This is a genomic window from Mangrovimonas sp. DI 80 (assembly GCF_001975575.1).
Taxonomy (GTDB): domain Bacteria; phylum Bacteroidota; class Bacteroidia; order Flavobacteriales; family Flavobacteriaceae; genus Mangrovimonas_A; species Mangrovimonas_A xylaniphaga.
Map to the genome: position 1 here is coordinate 1,253,921 of NZ_MSDT01000002.1, position 23,606 is coordinate 1,277,526.

General features: G+C 39.7%; 24 protein-coding genes and 1 tRNA gene. 17 read left to right on the plus strand and 8 right to left on the minus strand.

What is annotated here, in order from left to right; genetic code table 11:
• Positions 1-49 precede the first annotated feature (49 nt).
• The 10 genes from trmB (at position 50) to BKM32_RS06160 (ending at position 8,722) form a co-directional block, all read left to right on the plus strand.
• Entirely contained in the window at positions 50-730 is a 681-nt protein-coding gene (gene trmB / locus BKM32_RS06115; RefSeq protein ID WP_076662970.1) for a tRNA (guanosine(46)-N7)-methyltransferase TrmB, read from the plus strand.
• Complete coding sequence (locus BKM32_RS06120) at positions 727-1,359, plus strand: LysE family translocator (protein WP_076662971.1); 633 nt, start codon at positions 727-729, stop codon at positions 1,357-1,359. The genes trmB and BKM32_RS06120 overlap by 4 nt, the downstream gene beginning before the upstream one ends.
• Positions 1,356-1,685, plus strand: a complete 330-nt coding sequence (locus tag BKM32_RS06125) for an MGMT family protein (protein ID WP_076662972.1) — start codon at positions 1,356-1,358, stop codon at positions 1,683-1,685. The genes BKM32_RS06120 and BKM32_RS06125 overlap by 4 nt, the downstream gene beginning before the upstream one ends.
• Before the next feature lie 214 nt (positions 1,686-1,899).
• The gene (locus BKM32_RS06130; protein ID WP_076662973.1) at positions 1,900-3,033 is read left to right on the plus strand and encodes an Mrp/NBP35 family ATP-binding protein; all 1,134 of its coding nucleotides are present in this window, start codon (positions 1,900-1,902) and stop codon (positions 3,031-3,033) included.
• A gap of 23 nt (positions 3,034-3,056) precedes the next feature.
• Positions 3,057-3,299, plus strand: a complete 243-nt coding sequence (locus BKM32_RS06135) for a NifU family protein (RefSeq protein ID WP_053976951.1) — start codon at positions 3,057-3,059, stop codon at positions 3,297-3,299.
• Positions 3,300-3,399: 100 nt separating this feature from the next.
• A complete protein-coding gene (locus tag BKM32_RS06140) occupies positions 3,400-4,461 on the plus strand; it encodes an NAD(P)/FAD-dependent oxidoreductase (RefSeq protein WP_076662974.1) in 1,062 nt (353 codons plus the stop codon).
• A 5-nt stretch (positions 4,462-4,466) separates the two neighbouring features.
• Entirely contained in the window at positions 4,467-4,799 is a 333-nt protein-coding gene (locus tag BKM32_RS06145; protein ID WP_053976953.1) for a 2Fe-2S iron-sulfur cluster-binding protein, read from the plus strand.
• Positions 4,800-4,859: 60 nt separating this feature from the next.
• Complete coding sequence (locus tag BKM32_RS06150) at positions 4,860-6,203, plus strand: hypothetical protein (RefSeq protein ID WP_076662975.1); 1,344 nt, start codon at positions 4,860-4,862, stop codon at positions 6,201-6,203.
• A 28-nt stretch (positions 6,204-6,231) separates the two neighbouring features.
• Positions 6,232-7,314, plus strand: a complete 1,083-nt coding sequence (locus BKM32_RS06155) for an imelysin family protein (protein WP_076663071.1) — start codon at positions 6,232-6,234, stop codon at positions 7,312-7,314.
• Positions 7,315-7,333: 19 nt separating this feature from the next.
• Positions 7,334-8,722: a di-heme oxidoredictase family protein gene (locus BKM32_RS06160; protein ID WP_076663072.1), complete on the plus strand. Its 1,389-nt coding sequence runs from the start codon at positions 7,334-7,336 to the stop codon at positions 8,720-8,722.
• On the opposite strand, the gene BKM32_RS06165 is transcribed toward BKM32_RS06160, so the two are convergent.
• Both BKM32_RS06165 and BKM32_RS06170 read right to left on the minus strand, forming a co-directional pair.
• Positions 8,709-9,614 carry a metallophosphoesterase gene (locus BKM32_RS06165; protein ID WP_076662976.1) on the minus strand — a complete coding sequence of 302 codons (906 nt, stop codon included), beginning with the start codon at positions 9,612-9,614 and terminating at the stop codon, positions 8,709-8,711. The genes BKM32_RS06160 and BKM32_RS06165 overlap by 14 nt on opposite strands.
• A gap of 60 nt (positions 9,615-9,674) precedes the next feature.
• Positions 9,675-10,853, minus strand: coding sequence for an acyl-CoA dehydrogenase family protein (locus BKM32_RS06170; RefSeq protein ID WP_053976957.1), 1,179 nt, complete (start codon positions 10,851-10,853; stop codon positions 9,675-9,677).
• A 281-nt stretch (positions 10,854-11,134) separates the two neighbouring features.
• Here BKM32_RS06170 and BKM32_RS06175 point away from each other — a divergent pair, with 281 nt between their 5' ends.
• Positions 11,135-11,749 carry a YceI family protein gene (locus tag BKM32_RS06175; RefSeq protein ID WP_076662977.1) on the plus strand — a complete coding sequence of 205 codons (615 nt, stop codon included), beginning with the start codon at positions 11,135-11,137 and terminating at the stop codon, positions 11,747-11,749.
• 59 nt (positions 11,750-11,808) lie between these two features.
• On the opposite strand, the gene BKM32_RS06180 is transcribed toward BKM32_RS06175, so the two are convergent.
• The 3 genes from BKM32_RS06180 to BKM32_RS06190 all read right to left on the minus strand — a co-directional run bounded on the left by BKM32_RS06180 (position 11,809) and on the right by BKM32_RS06190 (position 13,719).
• Positions 11,809-12,522: a tRNA1(Val) (adenine(37)-N6)-methyltransferase gene (locus BKM32_RS06180; RefSeq protein WP_076662978.1), complete on the minus strand. Its 714-nt coding sequence runs from the start codon at positions 12,520-12,522 to the stop codon at positions 11,809-11,811.
• Positions 12,523-12,537: 15 nt separating this feature from the next.
• Complete coding sequence (rimM, locus tag BKM32_RS06185) at positions 12,538-13,065, minus strand: ribosome maturation factor RimM (RefSeq protein WP_076662979.1); 528 nt, start codon at positions 13,063-13,065, stop codon at positions 12,538-12,540.
• A gap of 126 nt (positions 13,066-13,191) precedes the next feature.
• Positions 13,192-13,719, minus strand: a complete 528-nt coding sequence (locus BKM32_RS06190; RefSeq protein ID WP_053976961.1) for a 30S ribosomal protein S16 — start codon at positions 13,717-13,719, stop codon at positions 13,192-13,194.
• Between the two features lie 166 nt (positions 13,720-13,885).
• Here BKM32_RS06190 and BKM32_RS06195 point away from each other — a divergent pair, with 166 nt between their 5' ends.
• The 6 genes from BKM32_RS06195 to BKM32_RS06220 all read left to right on the plus strand — a co-directional run bounded on the left by BKM32_RS06195 (position 13,886) and on the right by BKM32_RS06220 (position 21,382).
• Positions 13,886-14,581, plus strand: a complete 696-nt coding sequence (locus BKM32_RS06195; protein ID WP_123812070.1) for a DUF6252 family protein — start codon at positions 13,886-13,888, stop codon at positions 14,579-14,581.
• Positions 14,582-14,797: 216 nt separating this feature from the next.
• Entirely contained in the window at positions 14,798-19,186 is a 4,389-nt protein-coding gene (dnaE, locus tag BKM32_RS06200; protein ID WP_076662981.1) for a DNA polymerase III subunit alpha, read from the plus strand.
• Between the two features lie 152 nt (positions 19,187-19,338).
• On the plus strand, positions 19,339-19,656 hold the full coding sequence (trxA, locus tag BKM32_RS06205; RefSeq protein WP_076662982.1) for a thioredoxin: 318 nt from the start codon (positions 19,339-19,341) through the stop codon (positions 19,654-19,656).
• A gap of 80 nt (positions 19,657-19,736) precedes the next feature.
• Positions 19,737-20,279, plus strand: a complete 543-nt coding sequence (locus tag BKM32_RS06210) for a ClpP family protease (RefSeq protein ID WP_076662983.1) — start codon at positions 19,737-19,739, stop codon at positions 20,277-20,279.
• An 18-nt stretch (positions 20,280-20,297) separates the two neighbouring features.
• The gene (locus BKM32_RS06215) at positions 20,298-21,227 is read left to right on the plus strand and encodes a DUF58 domain-containing protein (protein ID WP_076662984.1); all 930 of its coding nucleotides are present in this window, start codon (positions 20,298-20,300) and stop codon (positions 21,225-21,227) included.
• Between the two features lie 81 nt (positions 21,228-21,308).
• Positions 21,309-21,382: transfer RNA gene (locus BKM32_RS06220), tRNA-Asp, on the plus strand.
• A gap of 254 nt (positions 21,383-21,636) precedes the next feature.
• Here the strand turns inward: BKM32_RS06220 and BKM32_RS06225 are convergent.
• From BKM32_RS06225 to BKM32_RS06235, 3 genes are all read right to left on the minus strand, one after another.
• Positions 21,637-22,068: a hypothetical protein gene (locus BKM32_RS06225; protein WP_053976973.1), complete on the minus strand. Its 432-nt coding sequence runs from the start codon at positions 22,066-22,068 to the stop codon at positions 21,637-21,639.
• Between the two features lie 243 nt (positions 22,069-22,311).
• The gene (locus BKM32_RS06230) at positions 22,312-22,623 is read right to left on the minus strand and encodes a hypothetical protein (protein WP_076662985.1); all 312 of its coding nucleotides are present in this window, start codon (positions 22,621-22,623) and stop codon (positions 22,312-22,314) included.
• 209 nt (positions 22,624-22,832) lie between these two features.
• Positions 22,833-23,426: a hypothetical protein gene (locus BKM32_RS06235; RefSeq protein ID WP_076662986.1), complete on the minus strand. Its 594-nt coding sequence runs from the start codon at positions 23,424-23,426 to the stop codon at positions 22,833-22,835.
• Positions 23,427-23,606 lie beyond the last annotated feature (180 nt).

Here is a 23,606-nt window from a genome sequence, read left to right on the forward strand (position 1 = left end):
ATATTTCCTTAATTTTACCGAATCTTATTATAAACATTAAATTGAAGTAGTGGGAAGTAAAAATAAGCTCAAGCGTTTTAAGGAAAATGAGACGTTTTCAAATGTGTTTCAGCCTACAAGGGATGAATTGGTGAATGCAGAATTTAAGTTGAAAGGGAACTGGAATGACACAGTTTTTAAAAACGATCATCCGTTGGTGTTGGAATTGGGATGTGGAAAAGGAGAGTATTCCGTGGCCTTGGCCCAAAAATATCCAGAGAAGAATTTTATAGGAATTGACATTAAGGGAGCCCGTTTTTGGAGAGGGGCTAAAACAGCAGTGGAAGATGGGATTGATAATGTTGCCTTTTTGAGAACGCAGATTGAATTGATCGAGTATGCCTTTGCTGAAAATGAAGTGGACGAAATTTGGATTACGTTTCCAGATCCGCAGATTAAGTACAAACGTACCAAGCACCGTTTGACCAATTCGGAATTTTTAAAACGCTACAAGCACATTCTTAAGCCAGATGGTATTGTTAACCTAAAAACCGATAGCGAATTTATGCATGGTTACACCCTAGGTTTGTTACATGGTGAAGGACATGAGGTGTTGTATTCCAACCATGATGTGTACAGACAGGAAGGAAGCCCGGAAGAAGTAACGAGCATACAAACCTTTTATGAGAGTCAATATTTAGAACAAAACAAACCAATTACGTATATTAGGTTTAAAATCAAAGATTCTTGAATATTACCATAACCTTTGTTTTAGGGTTCTTGGCTGCTTTTTTAGCAGTCATGCCTCCTGGTTTGTTAAATATGACTGCTGCCAAAATCAGCTTAAGGGAAGGTCATACAAGAGGTATCGTATTTTCTATAGGCGCTTGTATAATTGTATTTATCCAAACCCTTATCGCAACTGTTTTTGCCAGATATTTGAATAGGCATCCTGATGTTGTAGAAATTTTACAGCGCGTAGCTTTTGTGATTTTTGTGTTGGTTACCGTATATTTTTTATTGGTTGCCAAGGGAAGGGAAAAAGTAGAGGAAGAGCTGGAACCTAAAAGCAAGCGTAGCCGATTTTTTCAAGGCGTTTTTATGTCCAGTATCAATGTGTTTCCTATTCCGTTCCAGGCGTATATGGCCATTACCTTGGCTTCTTTAGGTTGGCTGCAATTTGACACCACGAGTATTGCGGCCTATGTTGCCGGAGCTGCCATGGGCTCTTTTGCAATGTTGTACATTTACATGTTCTTCTTTGAAAAAATCAAGCATTTGAAATTCACCTCCCAAAAGAACATGAACTATATTATTGGGGGGATTACGGGAATCATTTCTTTGATCACTTTGGTCAATATCATTAAGGACTTGAAATGAAACCCGAAACCTTAAGTTTTTTTGAAAAAGTATACGAGGTAGCCAAACAGATTCCAAGTGGGCGAGTAACCAGTTATGGCGCTATTGCCAAATACCTTGGTGCCACTAGAAGTGCCCGAATGGTGGGCTATGCCATGAATGGTTCAACAGGGAAGGATGTGCCAGCCCATCGTGTGGTAAATCGCTTAGGATTGTTAACCGGCAAGTTTCATTTTGAAGGTTCCAGCCATATGCAACAGCTTCTGGAAAGCGAAGGAATAAGGGTAAAGGATAGCCAAGTTCAAGACTTTGAAAAGGTATTTTGGGATCCGTCAAAAGAATTATAAACAAACAAAATTTAGGCATAAATCATTTCAATTAAACTGTTTCTCATTCTAAACATTTCACAGTATATTTGCATCTTAGAATAAGTCTAAATTAGTGAGATTTAGCTTTTTGTGATTTACAGAAAATAAGGAGGAGACCATCCTTTATAAATCGAAAACGAAGGGCTAAAAACAAGATTCAAAACAGTAGGAAATTCTGCGTAGAGAGTATATTATGAAGTTAAAAAAACAAGACATATCAAAGGCACTTGAAAATATTTCAGCTCCTGGAGAAGGACAAAATATGATTGAGAGTGGTGCCGTAACCAATATAGTGACTTTTGGAGATGAGGTAGTGGTAGATATTACTATTTCAAACCCAAGTTTACAGGCCAAAAAGAAAACCGAAGTGGAAATAATGAAAGTCATCCACGACAAGGTGTATGAAAAGGCTAAAATCAAAGTAAACGTAAAGGTGAATGCTCCGGAAAGCCCAAAGAATGAAATTAAAGGGAAGAAAATTCCTGGAATCCAAAATATCGTAGCGGTTGCTTCTGGTAAAGGAGGGGTTGGAAAATCTACGGTAACTTCCAATTTAGCCGTGTCCTTGGCCAAAATGGGATTCAATGTAGGAATCTTGGATGCTGATATTTATGGGCCTTCGGTGCCAATCATGTTCGATGTTGAAAATGAAAAGCCCGTGGCTGTTAATGTGGATGGAAAGTCAAAAATGAAGCCCATCGAAAGCTATGGCGTGAAGGTATTGTCTATTGGATTTTTCACCAGACCAGACCAAGCCGTTGTTTGGCGTGGGCCAATGGCGGCAAAAGCCTTAAATCAAATGATTTTTGATGCGGCTTGGGGAGACTTGGATTTCTTGTTAATCGATTTGCCTCCGGGAACCGGAGATATCCATTTAAGCATTATGCAATCCTTACCTATTACCGGAGCAGTTGTGGTGAGTACGCCACAAAACGTTGCTTTGGCCGATGCCAAAAAAGGTGTTGCTATGTTCCAACAGGACAGTATTAACGTGCCGGTTTTAGGTATTATAGAAAATATGGCCTATTTTACACCAGCAGAATTGCCAGATAATAAATACTATATCTTCGGAAAAGAAGGAGCCAAGAATTTAGCTCAAGATTTGGATGTGCCATTTTTGGGTGAAATTCCATTGGTGCAAAGCATTCGCGAAGCGGGTGACGTAGGACGTCCAGCAGCACTGCAAACGGCAACTCCTTTAGAGCAATCTTTTGAAGCCCTTACTAGAAATGTGGTAGAGCAAGTAGTAAGAAGAAATGAAGATTTACCGCCAACCGAAGCAATTAAAATTACTACAATGGCAGGATGTTCTGCTGTTAAAAAATAAAAGTTACACTTTTCACTTATATAATGACAACAGAAGAATTAAAAATAAATGTAGAGAAAGCGCTAGCTGAAATCCGTCCCTTTTTAGAAAGTGATGGAGGTAACATTTCCCTAGTTTCCATTGAGGACGATAAATTGGTAAAAGTGCAGTTGGAAGGAGCTTGTGTAGGATGTAGCGTGAACCAGATGACTTTGAAGTCTGGGGTTGAGATGACCATTAAAAAGTATGCGCCTCAAATTGAGCAGGTCATCAATGTTGAGGGGTAAATAGGGAGTCTCTTGGGAAATCAATTTATTCCCAAAAATGATAAATATCATATAGAGCAATATTTCATGTGCATATGTTTGTTGCAGAAAGAACTAATTCATGATTAAAACAGATATTCTTATTATTGGCGCTGGACCAACAGGACTTTTTACGGTATTTGAAGCAGGTTTGCTAAAATTAAAATGCCACCTTATAGATGCATTGCCGCAAGCTGGAGGACAGTGTTCCGAAATATATCCTAAAAAACCTATTTATGATATTCCTGCTTATCCGGAAATTCTTGCGGGGGACCTAACCGAAAGACTTTTAGAACAGGGCAAACAGTTTGAACCTGGTTTTACCTTGGGTGAGCGCGCCGAAACCATTGAGAAATTGGAAGACGGTAGCTTTATCGTTACTACCAATAAAGGAACAAAACACCATGCACCGGTGGTTGCTATTGCTGGAGGTTTGGGGAGTTTTGAACCTAGAAAGCCTTTAATCCATAACATTGCCAACTTTGAGGACAAAGGTGTGGAATATATGATTAAAGATCCTGAAGTGTACCGCAACAAGAGAGTGGTTATTGCAGGTGGGGGTGATTCTGCATTGGATTGGAGTATCTTTTTGAGTAATGTAGCTTCAGAAGTAACCTTGATTCACAGAAGAAACGAATTTAGGGGAGCCTTGGATTCTGTTGAAAAGGTACAGGAGTTAAAGAATAAAGGGAAGATCAATCTTATTACACCAGCAGAGGTTGTTGGGATTTTGGGGGATGATCACCTAACCGGTGTGGTCGTTACAAAAGCAGATCATATTCCAACGGAATTAGAGATAGAATGCGATCATTTCATTCCTCTTTTTGGTTTGTCACCTAAGTTGGGACCTATTGCAAACTGGGGCTTGGAAATCGAAAAGAATGCCATAAAAGTGAACAACGCTTTAGATTACCAAACAAACATTCCTGGTATTTTTGCCATAGGAGACGTGAACACTTATCCTGGGAAATTAAAGTTGATTCTTTGTGGATTCCATGAAGCAACTTTAATGTGTCAGGCAGCCTATCAAATTATCAATCCAGGGAAACGCTATGTGTTAAAATATACCACGGTAAGCGGTATTGATGGTTTTGATGGAACCAGAAAGGAAGCGCCTAAGGCAGTTGTAAAATCAATCGACTAAAAAGAATGAGTCAAGACATAAACATTACAATTATAGATAGAGAAGGGGTGTCTCATGAAATTGAGGCACCTACTGATATGGCCATGAACCTAATGGAAGTGGTGAGAAGTTATGAATTGGCTCCAGAGGGCACTATTGGTGTGTGTGGAGGTATGGCTATGTGTGCTTCTTGCCAATGCTATGTGTTATCCGATAATGAGCTGCCTGAAATGCAGGACGAAGAAGAGGCCATGTTGGCCGAAGCTTTCTACGTAAAAGACAATAGCCGTCTAGGTTGTCAGATTCAGATGACACCGGAAATGGAAGGTCTAAAAGTGGAGTTGGCCCCTGAGTCTTAATTTTTTAGATTTTATTTGGATTAAATCCAAATAACGTTAATTTTGTGCCAAATTTTTCAAATGAATCGGCACATTACATTCTTAATGGTATTCTTTGGCTGGGCAGTTTCCGCCCAGCAAACCATAGATCAAGCTACTTACGATCAACTTAAGTCTGAAATCAAACAGGAACTTTTACAAGAAGTAAAAGATTCCATGACCGACAAAAAACAAAACTGGTTTTCCCTTAGCCGGTTTTCATTGAATGGTTATGGTGTAGTCAACTACTACAACTACGATTACGATACAGACCCTAACCTAAAAAATCAGTTCGATCCAGAACGTCTTAACTTATACTTAAAATACCAATTCAACGATTGGATCAATTTTAAATCCGAGATTGAATTTGAACATGGGGGAACAGCAACCACATTGGAGTTGGATACCCAAGAAGAGTTTGGTGAATTTGAACAAGAAATTGAAAAAGGTGGTGGTGTTAAATTGGAGCAGGCACATATCAATTTTAAGATTCTTCCTTATTTCAATGCGCGTGTAGGACGTATGAAAATGTACTTTGGCTTGCATCAAACTTTGGATACGCCAACACGCTATTTTACGACGCACCGTCAAGAAATGGAAAACGAAATCTTGCCTTTGGGATGGTATGAAAACGGGATTGAATTATACGGAACCTTCGCAAAAAGATTCACTTATAAGTTTTATGTGGTAAGCGGTTTGGATGCCAGTGGATTTTCCTCAAGAGGATGGATCAAGAATGGATACCAATCTAGATTTGAGACAGCCAATGCTGAAAGTGTGGCTTTGGCATTGCGTTTAGATTATAAGTTTGGAACGCATAAAGATACGTTTATTGGTTTTGCAGCCTATATGAACGACGCTGCTGCCAACAGACCTAAAAATGATATGGACGATACTGCCTATGTTACCATGGTGGAAGGGCACGTTAGCTATAACGAAGGTAACCTTCGCTTTAATGCCATTGGTCTTTACGGGAACATTCAAAACTCCGATATCGTTTCAAAGAAAAACGCGAATCTTTCCAATAATTTAGGCGTTAAAAGAACTCCAGTAGGAAAAACAGCCTTGGGAGTTTCTGCTGAGGTAGGTTATAATGTTTTACCTCATTTAAAGGCTTCTACAAAGCAAATGTTGTACCCATTTGTAAGATACGATTATTACGATACTATGCATTCTGTAACGGGTGAAATTATTGATAACCCAAGATGGGAACGCAGCAGTATTACTGGAGGGTTGAACTGGTTTGTACATCCTCAAATTGTGTTCAAGGCACATTATTCCGATAGAAAGTTAGGCTCTGAAAATTATGATTTGGCCACTTTGGAATATACCGGTGAGAAGCAGCATGAAAAAACATTCAGTACAGGAATAGGATTCTTTTTCTAATATATAAACAAGTTAAAATCAAATGAAAATGAGCAACTCAATCAAATCAATCTTAATGCTGGTATTTATTTCAACGGTGTTTGTGTCTTGTAGCGATAGCAACGAAGATTCTAACAACGATGATGCTATAAATGAAGCACTATACCAAGAGGTATTGACCAACTTGTCTGTGTCTGTAATTACAGAAACTTACAATTCAATGAACAACAATGCAATCGCATTGAAAGAGGCTGTGGCCAACTTAACTATTGGAGACGAAACAGCATTGCAAACAGTAAAAGAGGCGTGGCAGGCAACACGTCAGCCTTGGGAAAACTCTGAAGGATTTTTATACGGACCAGTAGATACTGAAGGTATCGATCCAGCTATTGATTCTTGGCCAGTAGACGTAAATGCTATCAACGGTATTTTGAACAGTGGGAATCCTATCACTCAAAGTTTATTGGAGAGTAACAATGAAGCTCGTGGATTCCATACCATCGAGTACTTTGTATGGGGAATCGAGGGAGATAAAGCAGCTTCTGAACTTACAGAGCGTGAGTTGGAATATTTGGTAGCTGCTACTGAAAACCTACAATCTAAAACAGCCCAATTGTACAACGGATGGATTGCTTCAGGAGGAAATTTCGCCAACAATTTCGTTAACGCTGGTGAGTCTGGATCTATCTATACGTCACAAAAAGGTGCGCTTCAAGAAATCGTAGAAGGACTTTCTATCATTGCTGATGAGGTTGGAAATGGTAAAATTGAAGAGCCTTTGAACGGAAACAATGGTGGTGCAAAACCAGAAGCTGAAGAATCTCGTTTCAGTAACAATTCTAAATTGGATTTCTCTAACAACATGAGAAGTATCCTTAATGTATACGTAGGAGATTATAACGGAATTAATGGGAAAGGAATTTCTGAAATTGTAGCGACTGTAGACAGTAGCTTAGATCAAGAAATTCAGGGAGCTATCACCGCTGCTATCTATGCTATTGATGCGATACCTGGCACTTTCACAGAAGCAATTTACGACAATCGTGATGCTGTTGGATTAGCACAGGAAAAAGTATTGGAACTTCAAAGTTTATTGGATAGTCAATTGTTGCCTTTAATTGGTAACCTATAATCAAGATATTTTTAATAAAATGAGAAAAGCGAACAGGTTATTGGTAGGAATCCTTTTAATGGGAATGGTAGTATCGTGTCAAAAAGATGACCAAGAAGGCTATCAGTCGGTAAATCCGTTAACCGAAAGAACTGCGGCGGGTGGAGAGACTACGGTGTATCTTACCTCAAGTAATTCGTTCAGTACTCCTGCTGCTAACCTGTCTGCTTCTCAAATAGCCGATCATTTTGATGCCGATTTGGAATTCGGAGCGGTATTTGTATCGGCCCCTGCAGAGGTCAACGGTGGTGTTGGTCCTGTATTCAATAATACCTCTTGTATTTCTTGCCATCCAAAAGATGGAAGAAGTGCATTTCCATCAAACATTAATAGTTTAAGTGGGTTTTTCTTAAGAGCTAGTCTTCCAGGAACAGATGCTTTGGGCGGACCTGTAGCGGTGCCTGGATTTGGAAAACAGTTGCAGAACCAAGCCATTTACGGTTATGAACCAGAAGTACAGTTTTCGGTTGAATTTACAAATCAAGTAGAGACTTTAGCAGATGGGACTGAGGTTATCTTAAAGAAGCCTAGCTATAATGTTGTGGATACTTATATTCCTTTTCCTTCGGAAGCAAATCTGTCCCCAAGATTGGCGCCGCCAGTGTTTGGATTGGGCTTGCTAGAAGTAATTCCGGAATACTATATTTTACAATATGAAGATGTCAATGACGCCGATGGCGATGGCATTTCAGGAAAGGCCAACTATGTTTACAATCATGTAACAGAATCTATGACATTGGGCCGTTTCGGATGGAAAGCCAACACAGCTTCCATCATCGAGCAATGTGCCGGAGCCTATTTGGAGGATATGGGAATCACGACTCCTTTATTTCCTCAGGAAACTGGGCATGACCAATCCAACGGAAATGATGGTTTTGGGGATGATCCTGAAGTGACCTATGACGTTTTGGAACAGGTGGCATTTTATTGTAAAACTTTGGGAGTTCCTGCTGCTAGAAATTTGGACCAGGAGCATATTCAAAATGGTGCCAGAATTTTTGAAGAGTTGCAATGTGCTAGTTGTCATGTTCCCAAAATGATTTCTGAAGAAGCTGATATCAATGTTTTGGCCAATCAAGAGTTTTATCCTTACACGGATATGCTGTTACACGATATGGGGCCTGGTTTAGCAGACAATCGTTCAGACTTTTTAGCCGATGGACAAGAGTGGAAAACACGTCCGTTATGGGGTATTGGCTTGACTCAGGTGGTGAATGGCCATACGCACTTTTTACATGACGGTAGAGCCAAGAATGTAACAGAAGCCATTTTGTGGCACGGAGGAGAAGCTGAAGCTGCCAAAAATGGCTTTAAAAACCTTTCTGCTAGTGAAAGACAAGACCTTCTGGACTTCGTCAATTCGCTTTAAACATATGGTATTCTGATAGCTTTCTAGGGCCTTCTAACATTTCACGGACAATTTTCAGGGTGCCGTCATCTGTGGTGGAGGTTTCCCATTTCACTAAAGAAATTTGTCCATTTTCAATTTCTATTCCCGTAATGCATCTCGGATGCACGCAGCTTCCATCATTAAAAAACGCAATCTCATTTGGAGAGGGAAATCTAGGGCGATGGGTGTGCCCAACAATTGTGATTAAATTGTTGTTCGCTTGGATCCAATCCTTGATGCGGCGTTCTACCTTTATCAGTTCTTTGTAATTTATGGCTGGACTCGTTGGGTCTGCAATGCCCATAACGTTTAAGGGTTTCCAAAGAATTCTTACTAAAAACTGACTCCATTTCCAACAGACATAATTCCACCAATCGGCTTGATGGCCGTGGGTTAAAAACAGTTCTTGCCCTGTCTGGGAGTGTTTTAAGATGATGGCTTCATGAACTTCAATTCCTGGGAATAATGGTTTTTGGGTGCCACTTCGTTTATCAAAATAACTATAGAGTTGTTTTTTGACATATTCAGGTTTTTTGTAGACCATATCGTGGTTGCCCCATAACATGGTAAACCTATTTTGATTGAAGTAAAGCTGAATTTGTCTGTAAACGTCCTTGTGGGCTTGAAGAACGTGGCTATAGAAAATGTTTTCCCATAAATCGTCGCCATCTCCCAATTCGCAATAATAAAAACCTTTTGCAAAATATTGTTTTAGCGCATGAAGGTAGATATTGCGATTATTGGCAAAATCATCGGCAAAACTATTGTCACCTCTGTGGCAGTCGCTAAAAAGTATGAATTTACTACTGTCATCAAAGGGGATGACCTTTGCATTTTTATACGCCCTATCTAATCTGGATTTTGAAGACATAGTATAAAGATGCAAAAAAAGCGAGTAAAAACTCGCTTTTCATAACATATTTTGAATCAATTATTTAAAGGCGTTGAGGCCTGTAACGTCAAAACCAGTAATCAATAAGTGGATGTCGTGGGTGCCTTCATAAGTAATCACACTTTCCAAATTCATGGAATGGCGCATGATGCTGTATTCTCCAGTAATTCCCATACCTCCCAAAATCTGGCGAGCTTCACGAGCGATGTTGATGGCCATATCTACATTGTTGCGTTTCGCCATAGAGATTTGTGCCGAAGTCGCTTTGCCTTCATTTCTCAATACTCCTAGACGCCAAGTCAATAATTGGGCTTTGGTGATTTCGGTAATCATTTCAGCCAATTTCTTTTGTTGCAATTGGAACTGACCAATAGGTTTTCCAAATTGTGTGCGTTCCTTGCTGTATCTTAAAGCTGTATCGTAACAGTCCATAGCGGCTCCAATGGCTCCCCAAGCAATGCCATATCTGGCGGAATCCAAACAACCAAGTGGCGCTCCCAAACCAGATTTTCCCGGTAACAAGTTTTCTTTTGGAACTTTTACATTGTCAAAAATAAGTTCTCCAGTGGCCGAGGCTCTTAAAGACCATTTGTTGTGAGTTTCAGGAGTTGAAAATCCTTCCATACCACGCTCTACGATCAATCCGTGAATACGGCCTTCTTCATTCTTGGCCCATACAACAGCAACTTGAGCAAAAGGTGCGTTCGAAATCCACATTTTGGCACCATTTAAAAGATAGTGGTCTCCCATATCCTTAAAATTGGTAACCATGCCTCCTGGGTTACTACCGTGGTCTGGTTCAGTCAAACCGAAGCAGCCCATCCATTCACCGCTAGCTAACTTTGGCAAATATTTTTGGCGTTGCTCTTCGTTTCCGTATTTCCAAATAGGATACATTACCAAGGATGATTGTACAGATGCCGTACTGCGCACGCCAGAATCTCCTCTTTCAATTTCTTGCATGATCAAACCGTACGAAATTTGATCCAATCCAGCCCCGCCATATTCTTCAGGAATATAAGGGCCAAAGGCACCTATTTCGGCCAATCCGTTGATGATTTGTGTTGGGAATTCCGCACGTTGGGCATAGTCTTCGATAATTGGAGATACATCGCGCTTCACCCATTCACGGGCCGCATCGCGAACCAATTTGTGTTCTTCTGTTAGCAATTCGTCAAGTTGGTAATAGTCTGGTGCTTCAAATAAATCTGGTTTCATGCTATATTTTTAAAAGTGATGGAGGCCTGTTCGCCTGCCATGTCAATTATTTTTATGTTATGTCGCGCTTTTTAAGTCCGTTATTTTCAATGGCTTTTTTGAGCGGTTCACAAAAGTAGCGAAAACGTTTTCAAGATGCTAATTTAATTCGTGAAGCAGTTAGGAAACTCTAGATAGTATAGAAAAACTAAAAAACGAGGCTCTATCAAGGTGTAGGAAAAGATATGGGCTATATTTGTTTGGAACAAATCATTTAACCAGTTATTGAATTTTTAAACAATATGAAGAAAGTAATTTATAGTGTGGCCTTGATCGGGCTGTTGGTGTCTTGTAAAAGCGAAACCAAAAAGGAAACGGAACCCATCGTTGAAGAAACCGCTCAAGAAATAGTGGAGGTTGAAAAGAAGCCAAGCATTAAGGATGTAGATTTTACATGGACGGCATTTAAAACACCGGCCAAAGCTGGGGTGAATGGTACCTTTTCTGAAATAGCTTATGGAGAATTGACAGAAGCCGATGTTCTCGAGGACAAGTTTAAAGGGCTTACCTTTAACATGGATAAAACAACTGTGAGTACGGGAGACGCAGCTAGGGATACAACTTTAAAGAATGAATTTTTTGCGCAACTTGTGGGAGGTATTTCAGGACGAATCCTAGAGGTAAAAGATGGTAAGGCGCAGTTGGAAATTAAACTGAATGACAAAACCATTAACAAGGAATTTTCGTTTGTGCCAGCAGCAGATGGTCAATCAGTTACCTTTGAAGGAAGTATTGATCTGTTGGAGGACTTTGGAGCAAACACTGCTTTTGATGCTTTGCACGCTGCTTGTAATGCTTTGCACGAGGGAAAGACTTGGACGGATGTAAATCTTAAGGCTGTAGTAAGTTTGCAGTAATATATTGCAGCAATAAAAAAGGAAAAGCGTTGTCATGTGTGAACAACGCTTTTTTTATGTTACATTTTCAAATAGAAATCTTTGGTAAGCGCAATATAATCTTCGGTGTATTGGTGGCGGGCCGTTTCAATAATAAGTTCTTTGGTGTCTACTTCGGTTTCATGGAATGAGAAATGAATGAGACTGCGCTTGATTTCGGTTTCTGGAGTGCCTTTTATCTGTAGAATTTTATTGGGATACAATTGGAATTCCCTCGCCAATGCGATAAAATTATCTGTTTCAGAATACGGTATGATCACGCAAAAGATTCCAGTTTCAGCCAATAAATGCGCGGCACTTTCCAATAGATGGCCAAAAGGCATGGCGTCTTCAAAACGGGCCAAGTCACGCTGTGTGTTCTCTGTTTTATAGGCATCGGAATAGAAAGGTGGGTTGGAAACGATCAAATCGTATTCCTCTTCAATTTCCTCCACAAATTCTTGCAATGAGGCATGGTAACAAAACAAACGATCTCCCCAAGGCGAATTTTCAAAATTGGCCACACATTGTTCGTAGGCGTCATCATCAATCTCCAAGGCATCGATAAGTTCGGCATTGCTGCGCTGTGCCAGCATAAGGGACAAAACCCCTGTTCCAGCCCCAATATCCAAAACAGAAAAAGGGTTGGCTTCCACAGAAGCCCATGCGCCCAAAAGTACACTGTCCGTGCCTATTTTCATGGCACACTTATCTTGTTCAACGGTAAATTGCTTAAATGCAAATGGCTTGTTCATTGGTCTGCAAATAATCTATTCTAGGTACAAATCGATCAATCCTTCAGGCGTTTCTACCAAAATAGTTTTGGTTTCCCTGTTCACTTCCTTAATGAATTCGTCGTTCATAGGAATCAAAATTTCAATGCCATCCCTGTCTATTTCAAAAAGAGGCTGTGCCGTACTGTCATTAATATCTTTAATGGTTCCGATAGGTCCAAAGTTGACATCTTCGATAGCATAACCAATGACTTCGTGGAAGTAGAATTTGTTGCCTTCCAGCTTAGGTAGAAATTCCAAAGGTAAATACAAATCACATTTCATAATACTGTCGGCATCCTGCTCAGTGTCTACCTCTTCAAATTTAATGCGAAGCAAATCCGATTTGTGCAACTGAGAGGATTCAATAAAAAATGGCACCAGATTGTTGCGCAGTTCTACAAAAACAGAGTCTAGATTGTCGTAAAGTTCTGGCTCATCTGTATCTAGTTTTACCAGTACTTCGCCTTTGAAACTGTATTTTTTTACAATCTTACCTAGATAAAAGCAATCTTTTTTTTGCATTGTGAGTGAGTTTTGCCTGAAAATGAAATAAGTTAAATGTTCTTGAGGATGTGGGAGACAAACGGAATGGTACAAAAAACTCCGATAGTGACTATCGGAGTTTTAAAAGTATAAAAAATAAATTTTTTATTCTTCTTCGTTAGCAGTTTCTTCTTCTGCTGTTTCAGCGTTTGCAGCTTCTTCAGCAGCTTTAGCTTCTGCCTCAGCTTCAGCAGCCGCAGCCGCTCTAGCGTCGTTTACAGCTTTTTCTGCTTCCAATGCTTTAGCTTTAGCATCTGCATCAGCTTTTGCTAAAGTGTCTTTTTTAGCATCCACTTTCCCGCTTTTCTCTTCCAACCAAGCATTGAATTTAGCTTCAGCTTGCTCTTCTGTTAAAGCTCCTTTTCTTACTCCACCAGCCAAATGGTTTTTAAGTAAAGCTCCTTTGTAAGACAAAATAGCTCTAGCCGTATCAGTTGGTTGTGCACCATTCTGAAGCCATTTTACAGCACCGTCAACATCTAAGTCAATAGTAGCTGGGTTAGAAGTTGGATTGTAAGTTCCTAATTTTTCTAAGAATTTACCATCTCTTTTTGCTCTTGCATCTGCTGCAACGATCCAGAAAAAAGGTTTTCCTTTTTTACCGTGTCTTTGTAATCTGATTTTAACTGACATATCAATTAATTAGTGAGGTTCGCGACCTCGGTTATTAATAAGTGTGCAAAGATACTACAATTTTAATTAATAGCATAAATTTTTTAGAATTAGACAGTGACAGAATTTTATTATACTTTTGGGTTTTTCAAAACGTTATTTTAATTAGCCTTAAAAATTAAGCCCTATGAATAAGATGAAAAATATAATGTTTTTTGCGTTGACCTTGTTTGCGGTCTTTGGCTGTGCAGATGATTTGGAATTCAATACCCCTGCTATGGTTGGTAAGAAGGATGGAGAACCGTGGAGAGGGAAGTATTATGCTGCAGATATTGATGAGGGTGGTTTGGTTGTGCAAGGAGGGACAAGTTACGAAACATTGTCTTTAGTTACTACATTGGATAATGTAGGGACGTATTATTTGGGTGGGGATAATCAAAATGAAGCGCGATTTACAGATGCATATGGAGTGACTTATTCAACGTTGAATGCTCCTGACCCAAGTGTCCAGGTGTATCCAGCAAATGGTGAAATTGAAATTATAGATTTTGATAAGCCTACAAATACTGTTACAGGGAAATTTAAATTCAATGCTTTTTCAGAAGATGGTTTGACGAGTGTAAATTTCATCCAAGGTGAATTTTATAAAGTGCCACTTATAGGTGGATTATTGGTGACAGGAGGAGGAACCAGTTGTCAGCAGGCGCAGAAAATTTCAGATGAAGCCGCATCAGCATTAGCGGCTTCAAGTAGTGAATTACCTGAATATGCCGAGTTGTGTAATGCTTATAAAGATGCTTTAGTGGTACAAAGTAATTCTTGTGGAGATACTTCAGGGGTGTTGCAGGCAGCTATCGATGCTTTGGGAGATTGTAATCCATAAGAAAACTGAAAATAAGATATTATAAAGCGCCTGGTACAAGGCGCTTTTTTTTGTTTACAACTCTTTATAACTTTGGCTTTGTTGCGTTTTATTTATGCTTATTTTTAAAGGCTTTTCAATAGTTGCAAAATTGTTTTTTAAGGTGTTGATACAGATGTAGATGCCTTTCTTTGAAACCGCAATTATTACCAATACTGGAATTACAACAGGAGATTTATGTACTTAATTTTTGATACCGAAACAACTGGTTTGCCCAAGCGTTGGGATGCCCCTATTTCAGATACCGATAACTGGCCAAGAGCGATACAGATTGCATGGCAGTTACACGATGAGTTAGGGCGCTGTGTAGAGCATCAGGATTTTTTGATACAGCCTGAAGGATTCAATATTCCTTATGATGCCGAGAAGGTCCATGGTATTTCTACCGAATTGGCCCAAGAACAAGGTGTGTACTTAAGTGAGGTGTTGGAAAAATTCAATATAGTCTTATCCAAAACCAAATTTGTAGTTGGACAGAATGTTGGCTTTGATGTCAATATTATGGGAGCAGAATTCTATCGAGAAGGTGTGGCCAATGCACTTCAGGAATTACCGGTTTTGGATACCTGTACGGAACATACCGCGGAATTGTGTCAAATTCCTGGAGGACGTGGTGGTAAATTTAAGTTGCCAACCTTAACGGAATTGCACCAATACCTCTTCAACCAGCCTTTTGCCGAAGCACATAACGCAACCGCCGACGTTGAGGCAACAACACGTTGTTTCTTTGAATTAGTGCGTCGTCAAGAATTTACTGTTGAAGCTCTTGATGTAGAGCCTACATATTTCAATAGGTTTGGTGAAGCCAATCCTGGAGAAATACAATTAATTGGCTTAAAACACATCAACCTTAAAAAGGCGAGTGATGCTATTAGAAAGCGTCTAGAAAAGCAGCAGACTCCAGATATTACCGAAGCCGAAATTCAGCAGAATATATCAGATCTTGAGGAAGCTAATTTCGCGCATCTACATAACCATTCCCAGTTCTCTGTATTGCAGTCTACTATTAGCATTCCGGATTTGGTAGCTGCTGCAGCAAAAAACAACATGCCTGGTGTGGCCATGACAGATCATGCCAATATGATGGGGGCCTTTCATTTTGTGCGTGCAGTATTGAATCACAACAAAGGAGTTAAGGCTAAAAATGAAGAAGCAATTGCAGCTGGGGGTGAAGCCAAATTAAAGGAAATCAAACCTATTGTAGGGTGTGAATTCTTTGTGTGTGAAGATCGATTGGATAAAAGCCGTAAAGACAACGGATATCAAATAGTGATGTTGGCCAAGAATAAAAATGGCTATCACAATTTGGCCAAATTGTCTTCCATTGCCTTTACCGAAGGATTCTATTACGTCCCAAGGATTGATAAGGAAATCATCAAACAATACAAGGAAGATGTGATTGTCTTGACGGGGAACCTTTATGGAGAAGTGCCGAGTAAGGTATTGAACGTTGGGGAAAACCAGGCAGAGGAAGCTTTGTTGTGGTGGAAGGAGATGTTTCAGGATGATTTGTATGTAGAAATCATGCGCCATAATCAGGAAGATGAAAACCGTGTGAACCCGGTGTTAATTGATTTGGCTAAGAAACATGATGTTAAGGTAATCGCTACGAACAATACTTATTATGTAGATCAGAAAGATGCCAATGCACACGACATTTTGTTGTGTGTGAAGGATGGGGAAAAGCAAAGTACCCCAATTGGTAGAGGCCGTGGCTATCGCTACGGACTGCCAAACCAAGAATATTATTTCAAGTCGGCCGATGAAATGAAATCCTTGTTCAAGGACATTCCAGAGGCTATTTCAAATATTCAGGAAATTCTGGATAAGGTAGAAGCTTATGATTTGGCACGGGATGTTCTCTTGCCGAAGTTTGATATTCCTGAGCAATTTCAGCATGAAGACGATTTAAAGGATGGAGGCAAACGTGGGGAGAATGCGTATTTGAAGCATTTAACCTACGAAGGAGCCAAAAGGCGTTATGAAGAAATTACTCCCTCCATTGCTGAGCGTTTAGACTTTGAGCTGGACGTTATCGAGAAAACGGGATATCCGGGTTACTTCTTGATTGTGGAAGACTTCATTCGGGAAGCTCGGAACATGGACGTATCGGTAGGGCCGGGTCGTGGATCGGCGGCGGGATCTGCCGTAGCCTACTGTTTGGGGATTACCAATATTGACCCAATCAAGTACGATCTGCTTTTTGAGAGATTCTTGAATCCGGATCGTGTGAGTATGCCCGATATTGATATCGATTTTGATGATGAAGGACGTAGCCGTGTTATGGATTATGTAATCGGTAAATATGGGAGCAGTCAGGTGGCTCAGATTATCACCTACGGAACCATGGCGGCCAAGTCGTCTATTCGTGATACGGCAAGGGTGTTGGATTTGCCTTTGTTTGAAGCTGACAGGATTGCCAAATTGATCCCAAACATGACCAAACTGAACAAGATTTTTGGTTTGGATGAAAAGGGATTAAAGGCGAAGTTCAAATCCGAAGAGATAGAATTAATACAAGAACTTTTCAATATTGCTGATGGAGCAGGTTTAGAGTCAGAGACTGTAAACATGGCCAAGATTTTGGAAGGTTCTGTTCGAAATACAGGGATCCATGCCTGTGGGGTAATCATTACCCCAGATGATATTACCAAGTTCGTACCCGTGTCCTTAGCCAAGGATTCCGATTTGTATGTGACGCAGTTTGATAACTCGGTAGTGGAATCTGCAGGACTGTTAAAAATGGATTTCTTGGGGTTGAAAACACTGACCCTGATTAAGGACACCGTGAAGATTGTAAAGGCGAAACATGGCATAGAGTTGGATCCTGAGAATTTCCCTCTGGATGATCAAATGACTTATGAGCTGTTCCAGCGAGGTGAAACGGTTGGGGTGTTCCAATACGAATCCCCTGGGATGCAAAAACACATGCAGTCCTTAAAGCCAACCGTGTTTGATGACCTTATCGCCATGAACGCATTGTACCGTCCTGGTCCAATGGAATACATCCCAGACTTTATTGCGCGTAAGCATGGAGACCAGGAAATTGTATACGATTTACCGGCCATGGAGGAATATCTTAAGGAAACCTATGGGATTACGGTTTATCAAGAGCAGGTAATGTTGTTGTCGCAAAAATTGGCCAACTTCTCCAAGGGTGATGCGGATATGCTTCGTAAGGCGATGGGTAAAAAAATCTTTGCCTTACTGGAAAAATTAAAGCCTCAGTTTTTGGATGGAGGGGAAGCCAATGGGCATCCGCGTAAGGTGTTGGAGAAGATTTGGAAAGACTGGGAAGCGTTTGCAAGTTACGCCTTCAACAAATCGCACTCTACCTGTTATGCTTGGATTGCCTATCAAACAGCTTATTTAAAGGCGCATTATCCTGCGGAATATATGGCAGCGGTACTTTCCAATAACATGAACGACATCAAACAGGTGACCTTCTTCATGGAGGAATGTAAGCGCATGAAATTAAATGTACTCGGGCCTGATGTTAATGAATCCTTTTATAAATTCTCCGTAAACGATCAAAATGCCGTGCGTTTTGGTATGGGGGCTATTAAAGGTGTGGGACATGGTGCCGTGAAAACCATTGTTGATAATAGAAAGAAAGACGGTTTTTATAAGTCTATTTTCGATTTGGCCAAACGTATCGATTTAAGAGCTGCGAACAAGAAGGCCTTTGAAAACTTAGCTTTGGCTGGTGGGTTCGATTGTTTTTCGGGAACCCATCGTGCGCAATATTTCCATGATGAAGGAGATGGCATTACCTTTTTGGAAAAGGCGATTAAATATGGAAACAAGCACCAAGAGAACGAGAATTCGGCACAAGTAAGTCTTTTTGGGGAGTCTAGTGATGTGCAGATTGAAGAGCCTGTTGTACCGCCTTGCGAGACTTGGGGGACTATGGAAAAATTGGCTCGGGAAAAGGAAGTGGTAGGGATTTACATCTCGGGACACCCATTGGATGATTTCAAAATAGAATTGAATACTTTCTGTAATGCCACCTTGGCGGCATTGACGCAACTGGATCAGTTTGTCAACCGTGAATTGACTGTTGGAGGTGTGGTGACCGATGTGCAGCACAGGGTGAGTAAGCAGGGGAAAGGTTGGGCCATGTTCACGATGGACGATTATAATAACAGTGTTGAATTTAGAATTTTTGGTGAAGAGTATTTGAAATTCCGTCACTTTTTAGTGCAGAACTCCTTTGTATTTGTGAAAGTGTTTGTTCGTGAAGGATGGATTACCAATAAGGACACCGGGCAGCGAGGAGAGCCGAGGATGCAGTTCAACTATTTCCAATTGTTGCATGATGTTATGGAAACCTATGCCAGAAAGTTGTCCATTCAACTTAATATTGCTGACCTGCAAGAGGAAAAAGTACACATGCTTAGCGATTTGATAAGGATGCACTCTGGTGAAAAGGCATTGAACTTTACGGTATATGATAATGAGGAGCAAATAAAACTGGAAATGATTGGCCGAAAACAGAAGGTGAGGATTTCACAGGAATTGCTAAAGGAATTGGAGAATCAAAATATCCTTTACAAACTTAATTAGATGGTTTTGGATTTATGCCAAATTAGCATAATAAGCTGAAACAATGTGGATATAATCAAAACATATTGTCAGTATGTAAGCTTTGGCAAATTTTTTGACTAAGTTTGCATATTCATAGAAACTGAAGTAAAACACAATTTAAATTATAGATTATGGCATTAGAGATAACAGATGCAACGTTTGAAGAAACCGTTTTGAATAGTGACAAACCGGTTATGGTCGATTTTTGGGCGGCATGGTGTGGTCCTTGTAGAATGGTAGCACCAATCATTGACGAGATTAGCAAAGAATACGAAGGTAAAGCTATTGTTGGTAAAGTTGATGTTGATGCTAACCAAGAATTTGCTGCAAAATATGGTGTGCGTAACATTCCTACGGTATTGGTATTCCAAAACGGTGAAGTTGTAGGTCGTCAAGTTGGTGTAGCTCAAAAGAGTGCTTATACAGAAGCTATTGATTCTCTATTATAAAAAATACTTTCTAAAAGAAATGTGAAAGGTTTGCTGTGTTCAGCAAACCTTTTTTTATTTTTAGGAAAAAATGATATACCATGAATAAACAGCCAAAAGTACAAGATCTTATAGATAGTAAATTGTTGGACCAACGCAAAGTGTTTCTGTGGGGGCAAGTAGATGATAAGTCTGCCAAACATGTTATTGACCGCTTATTGTATTTGGATGCTTTAGAGACTAAGGACATTCAACTGTACATTAATAGTCCAGGAGGTTATGTAACTTCGGGTTTTGCTATCTATGATTGCATTAAATCACTCAATAGCGATGTCTCTACCATATGTACAGGATTGGCGGCTTCTATGGGCTCTATTTTGCTTTCTGTGGGGAAAAAGGGTAAGCGGTTTATTCAACCTCATGCCAGAGTGATGATCCATCAACCAAGTGGGGGAGCGAGAGGACCTGCTAGCGATATTGAGATTACTGCTTTAGAAATTATTAAAACCAAAGAATTGAGTGCTCAAATTTTGGCCGATAACTGTGGTCAGGATTTTGATAAGGTAATGAAGGATTTTAACCGTGACCATTGGATGGGAGCAGAGGAATCAGTGGAATATGGCATTGTGGATGCTATTATATAAATGAGTGTTTTTATTTGAATGGATTTACAACAGGAGCTAAATAAAACAGGCGGATTCAAAAATCTTGAACTACTGGCCAAACAGGTGGTAGAGGGCTTTATTGCGGGCATGCATAAAAGCCCCTTTCATGGGTTTTCGGCTGAGTTTGCTGAACATAAAATCTATAATCGGGGTGAGAGTACCAAACACATCGATTGGAAACTCTTTGCCAAAACCGATAAATTGTTCACCAAGCGTTATGATGAAGAGACCAATTTGCGCTGTCATTTGATTATAGATAACAGTAGCTCGATGCATTATCCTGAGATGCGCCAGTTTTCCATAGACCATTTAAACAAAATTGCCTTTTCAGCTTTGGCATCGGCTTCTTTAATGCATATCTTAAAGAAACAGCGCGATGCGGTAGGTTTGAGTATCTATAGTGATGCTTATGATTATTACGCACCCGAAAAGGGAAGTGAACGTCATCATCAGATGTTATTGCACCGGTTAAGTGATATGGTCATGGCTAAACCCGAACAAAGGCAAACGGAAACTTATACCTATCTACACCAAATAGCCGAAAAGATTCATAGACGTTCCTTGATTTTCTTTTTCACCGATATGTTCCAGACTTCTACCAATGAGGCAAAGTTGTTTGAAGCCTTGAGGCATTTAAAGTACAATAAGCACGAAGTGGTGCTGTTTCATGTGTTCGATAAGGAGAAGGAGCTTGAGTTTGATTTCGATAATACCCCAAAAAGGTTCATCGATGTAGAGACGGGAGAGTACATTAACCTGTATCCAGACACCATTAAGGATAATTATGAGGAGGCAGTTGGCACTTATTTTAACGAGCTCCGATTAAAATGTGGGCAATACGGAATAAAATATGTAGAAGCCGACATAAAAAAAGATTTCGATAAAGTGTTGACAACGTATATGATAGAACGTGATAAATTTTTGTAGTGAAATTTTTTTCATTTTTTCTTCAAAAAATGTTTGCGCAATTGAAAAAGCGTTGTATATTTGCAACCGCAATGAAGCAACGGTTTGGTAGTTCAGTTGGTTAGAATACCTGCCTGTCACGCAGGGGGTCGCGGGTTCGAGTCCCGTCCAGACCGCAAAATTGCCTTAAAAGCTCCGAGAAATTGGAGCTTTTTTTTGGCCTAAAGTTTAGTTGTGTTGTTCCCGGGGCAATCTGGGAGTTGTGAGCCTCCCCAACAGGAGACTTGCCAATGAGAAGCTTTCCTTTTTTCTTAATTGAAGATTGGGATGCTTTTTTGTTTTAGGGGTGTTTGTGGTTTCCGGATAAATGAGGTAAAATAAAACAGGGAGCTATAGCTCCCTGTTTTATTTTTAATGTTATTAGTTTTATCTATAATTTGACGGTTAGCCCAATACCAGGAGATAAGCCAGCAACGTTTCCTCCAGCTATTTCTGCATAGACTCCCCATTTGTCATTCCAAAACCAGCGACCGCCAATTTGCAGACCAAAATCAATGTCGCTGTCGTCATGGCCACTTCCCATATATACGGAATACCCAAAATTGGCCCCTCCGTAAACGTCCCAAGCAGGAGCGGTTAAGCCAAATAAATTGTCGAAATAATAGTTTCCTTTTACCCCTAAATTCAACCAGTCAAAATCTAAACTAGTCCCACCTCCGGGAGCAATGGTAATATCCCTGTGAATAGGAATTTCATAATTAGCACCTACAAAGCCAAAGTTCAATTCACTTCTAGCTTGTCCGAAAACACTTGCTGCACTAAATAGTAGAGCAGAGACAAATAATAAAGTTAATTTATTCATAATTTAAAGTTATAAGTTAAACTCATTAATTACATGTTTAAATAAGGTTTGAGTTTATGCACCGTGTGAGGTGTGATGTAGGGCTTTTTTAATTGTAAATAGTTTGTAATCACTAAATTAAGTAAAATTTTATCGCTATCCTAACGGATTTTTCAACAATCATTAAGGAGATTCTTTCAGCTTTGTCTGGAGTAGTGCTTTTATATAAAATCACTGGAAAAGTCAAGAGGAGCTAGAGAAGTATTATTGGGTAATTTGCCACCCATCTAGGTCATAGCATTCATCTGGAATTTTTTTGATATAGCCCGATAGGTTCTGTCTGGTTGTGGTGCTTATATTTTCAACATATACACAATGGCTGCCACCAGCTACATAAATATCCCTTAGCCGTTCTAATTCGTTTTTGTATATGAAGGCAATTTTTAAGCAGGATTGCTCTTCATAGGTGCATTCACAATCTGTAAAATAGGAGATTTCATAGGTGCAACTTTCATCATCTTCACTTGAACAGCTAAAAATCAGAAATATGCCTAGTAAAAAGTAATGTAACTTCATGTTGAAATCAATTTAAGGTTCTGATTTATATAAAGTTACGAAATTTTAAATGTTTGATTTTTAGGAGAATGATATAAATTTAAATAATGAAGGCTGAGATTTTTTAATGTCCCTTATTGTTAACCGGACTGAGGAAAAAACAAGTCCCGATACCACTTTAAAATCAAAATGCCATCGGGACTTTTATAGAACTTATTCGTCTTGTTCAACTATTTGTTGCCTTTTGGGAGAATCAGTGTTCCTGTTAGTTGATGGTCCGTTTGGAATTCGGGGATGAAATTTCCGTCATCATCAAAGGAATTGACATAACTATTAAAAGTGGCATTTCCAGTGGCGCCTTCAAATCTGCCAGTACCTCCATTAAAAACAATAGGGTCTTCAAAATAACCTTCATAAAAAGGATCGTCAATAATTATGACTTCACCGTAGGATCCGTCATCGGGATTGGTAAAATACAGCTCATCTCCATTGGCAGCTATCAGCACGCCATCAATATTGGTATAGGTCAAACCAGCTTCGCAAAATTTAATGGTAACGCTAAAGTTTCCTAAATGGGTGCCTGTTCCCGCACCAACTTGGTAGTTAAATCCAACGAAAGGGGCTTCGGTACAATAACCCTCCCCAGTCAAACTATAATTTCGCTTGGTAAAAAAATTCAATTTTAATGGTTTTTCTACAGAGCTATTAGCCATCTTGGCTTGAGTGGAGATTTCGTTGCTTATCATATCGGTTTCTTGGGTGTCACATGAAGTGAAGCTTAATAATAGGGCAAATGCCCAAAGGAATAGAGAAAGTGGTTTCATGATGCTTAAATTTTATATGGTTATGTTTTTGATTATTCGTGTATATAAAGGTATTGCGGACGTGTTTATTTTGGGAAAATACATGTTGCATGCACCTTAAACTATGTTGCAAACCCTGTAACAAAAGTGGGTGATTCCGTGGCATACGATAAATTCACATCCTTAAGGTTAATGAAAAAG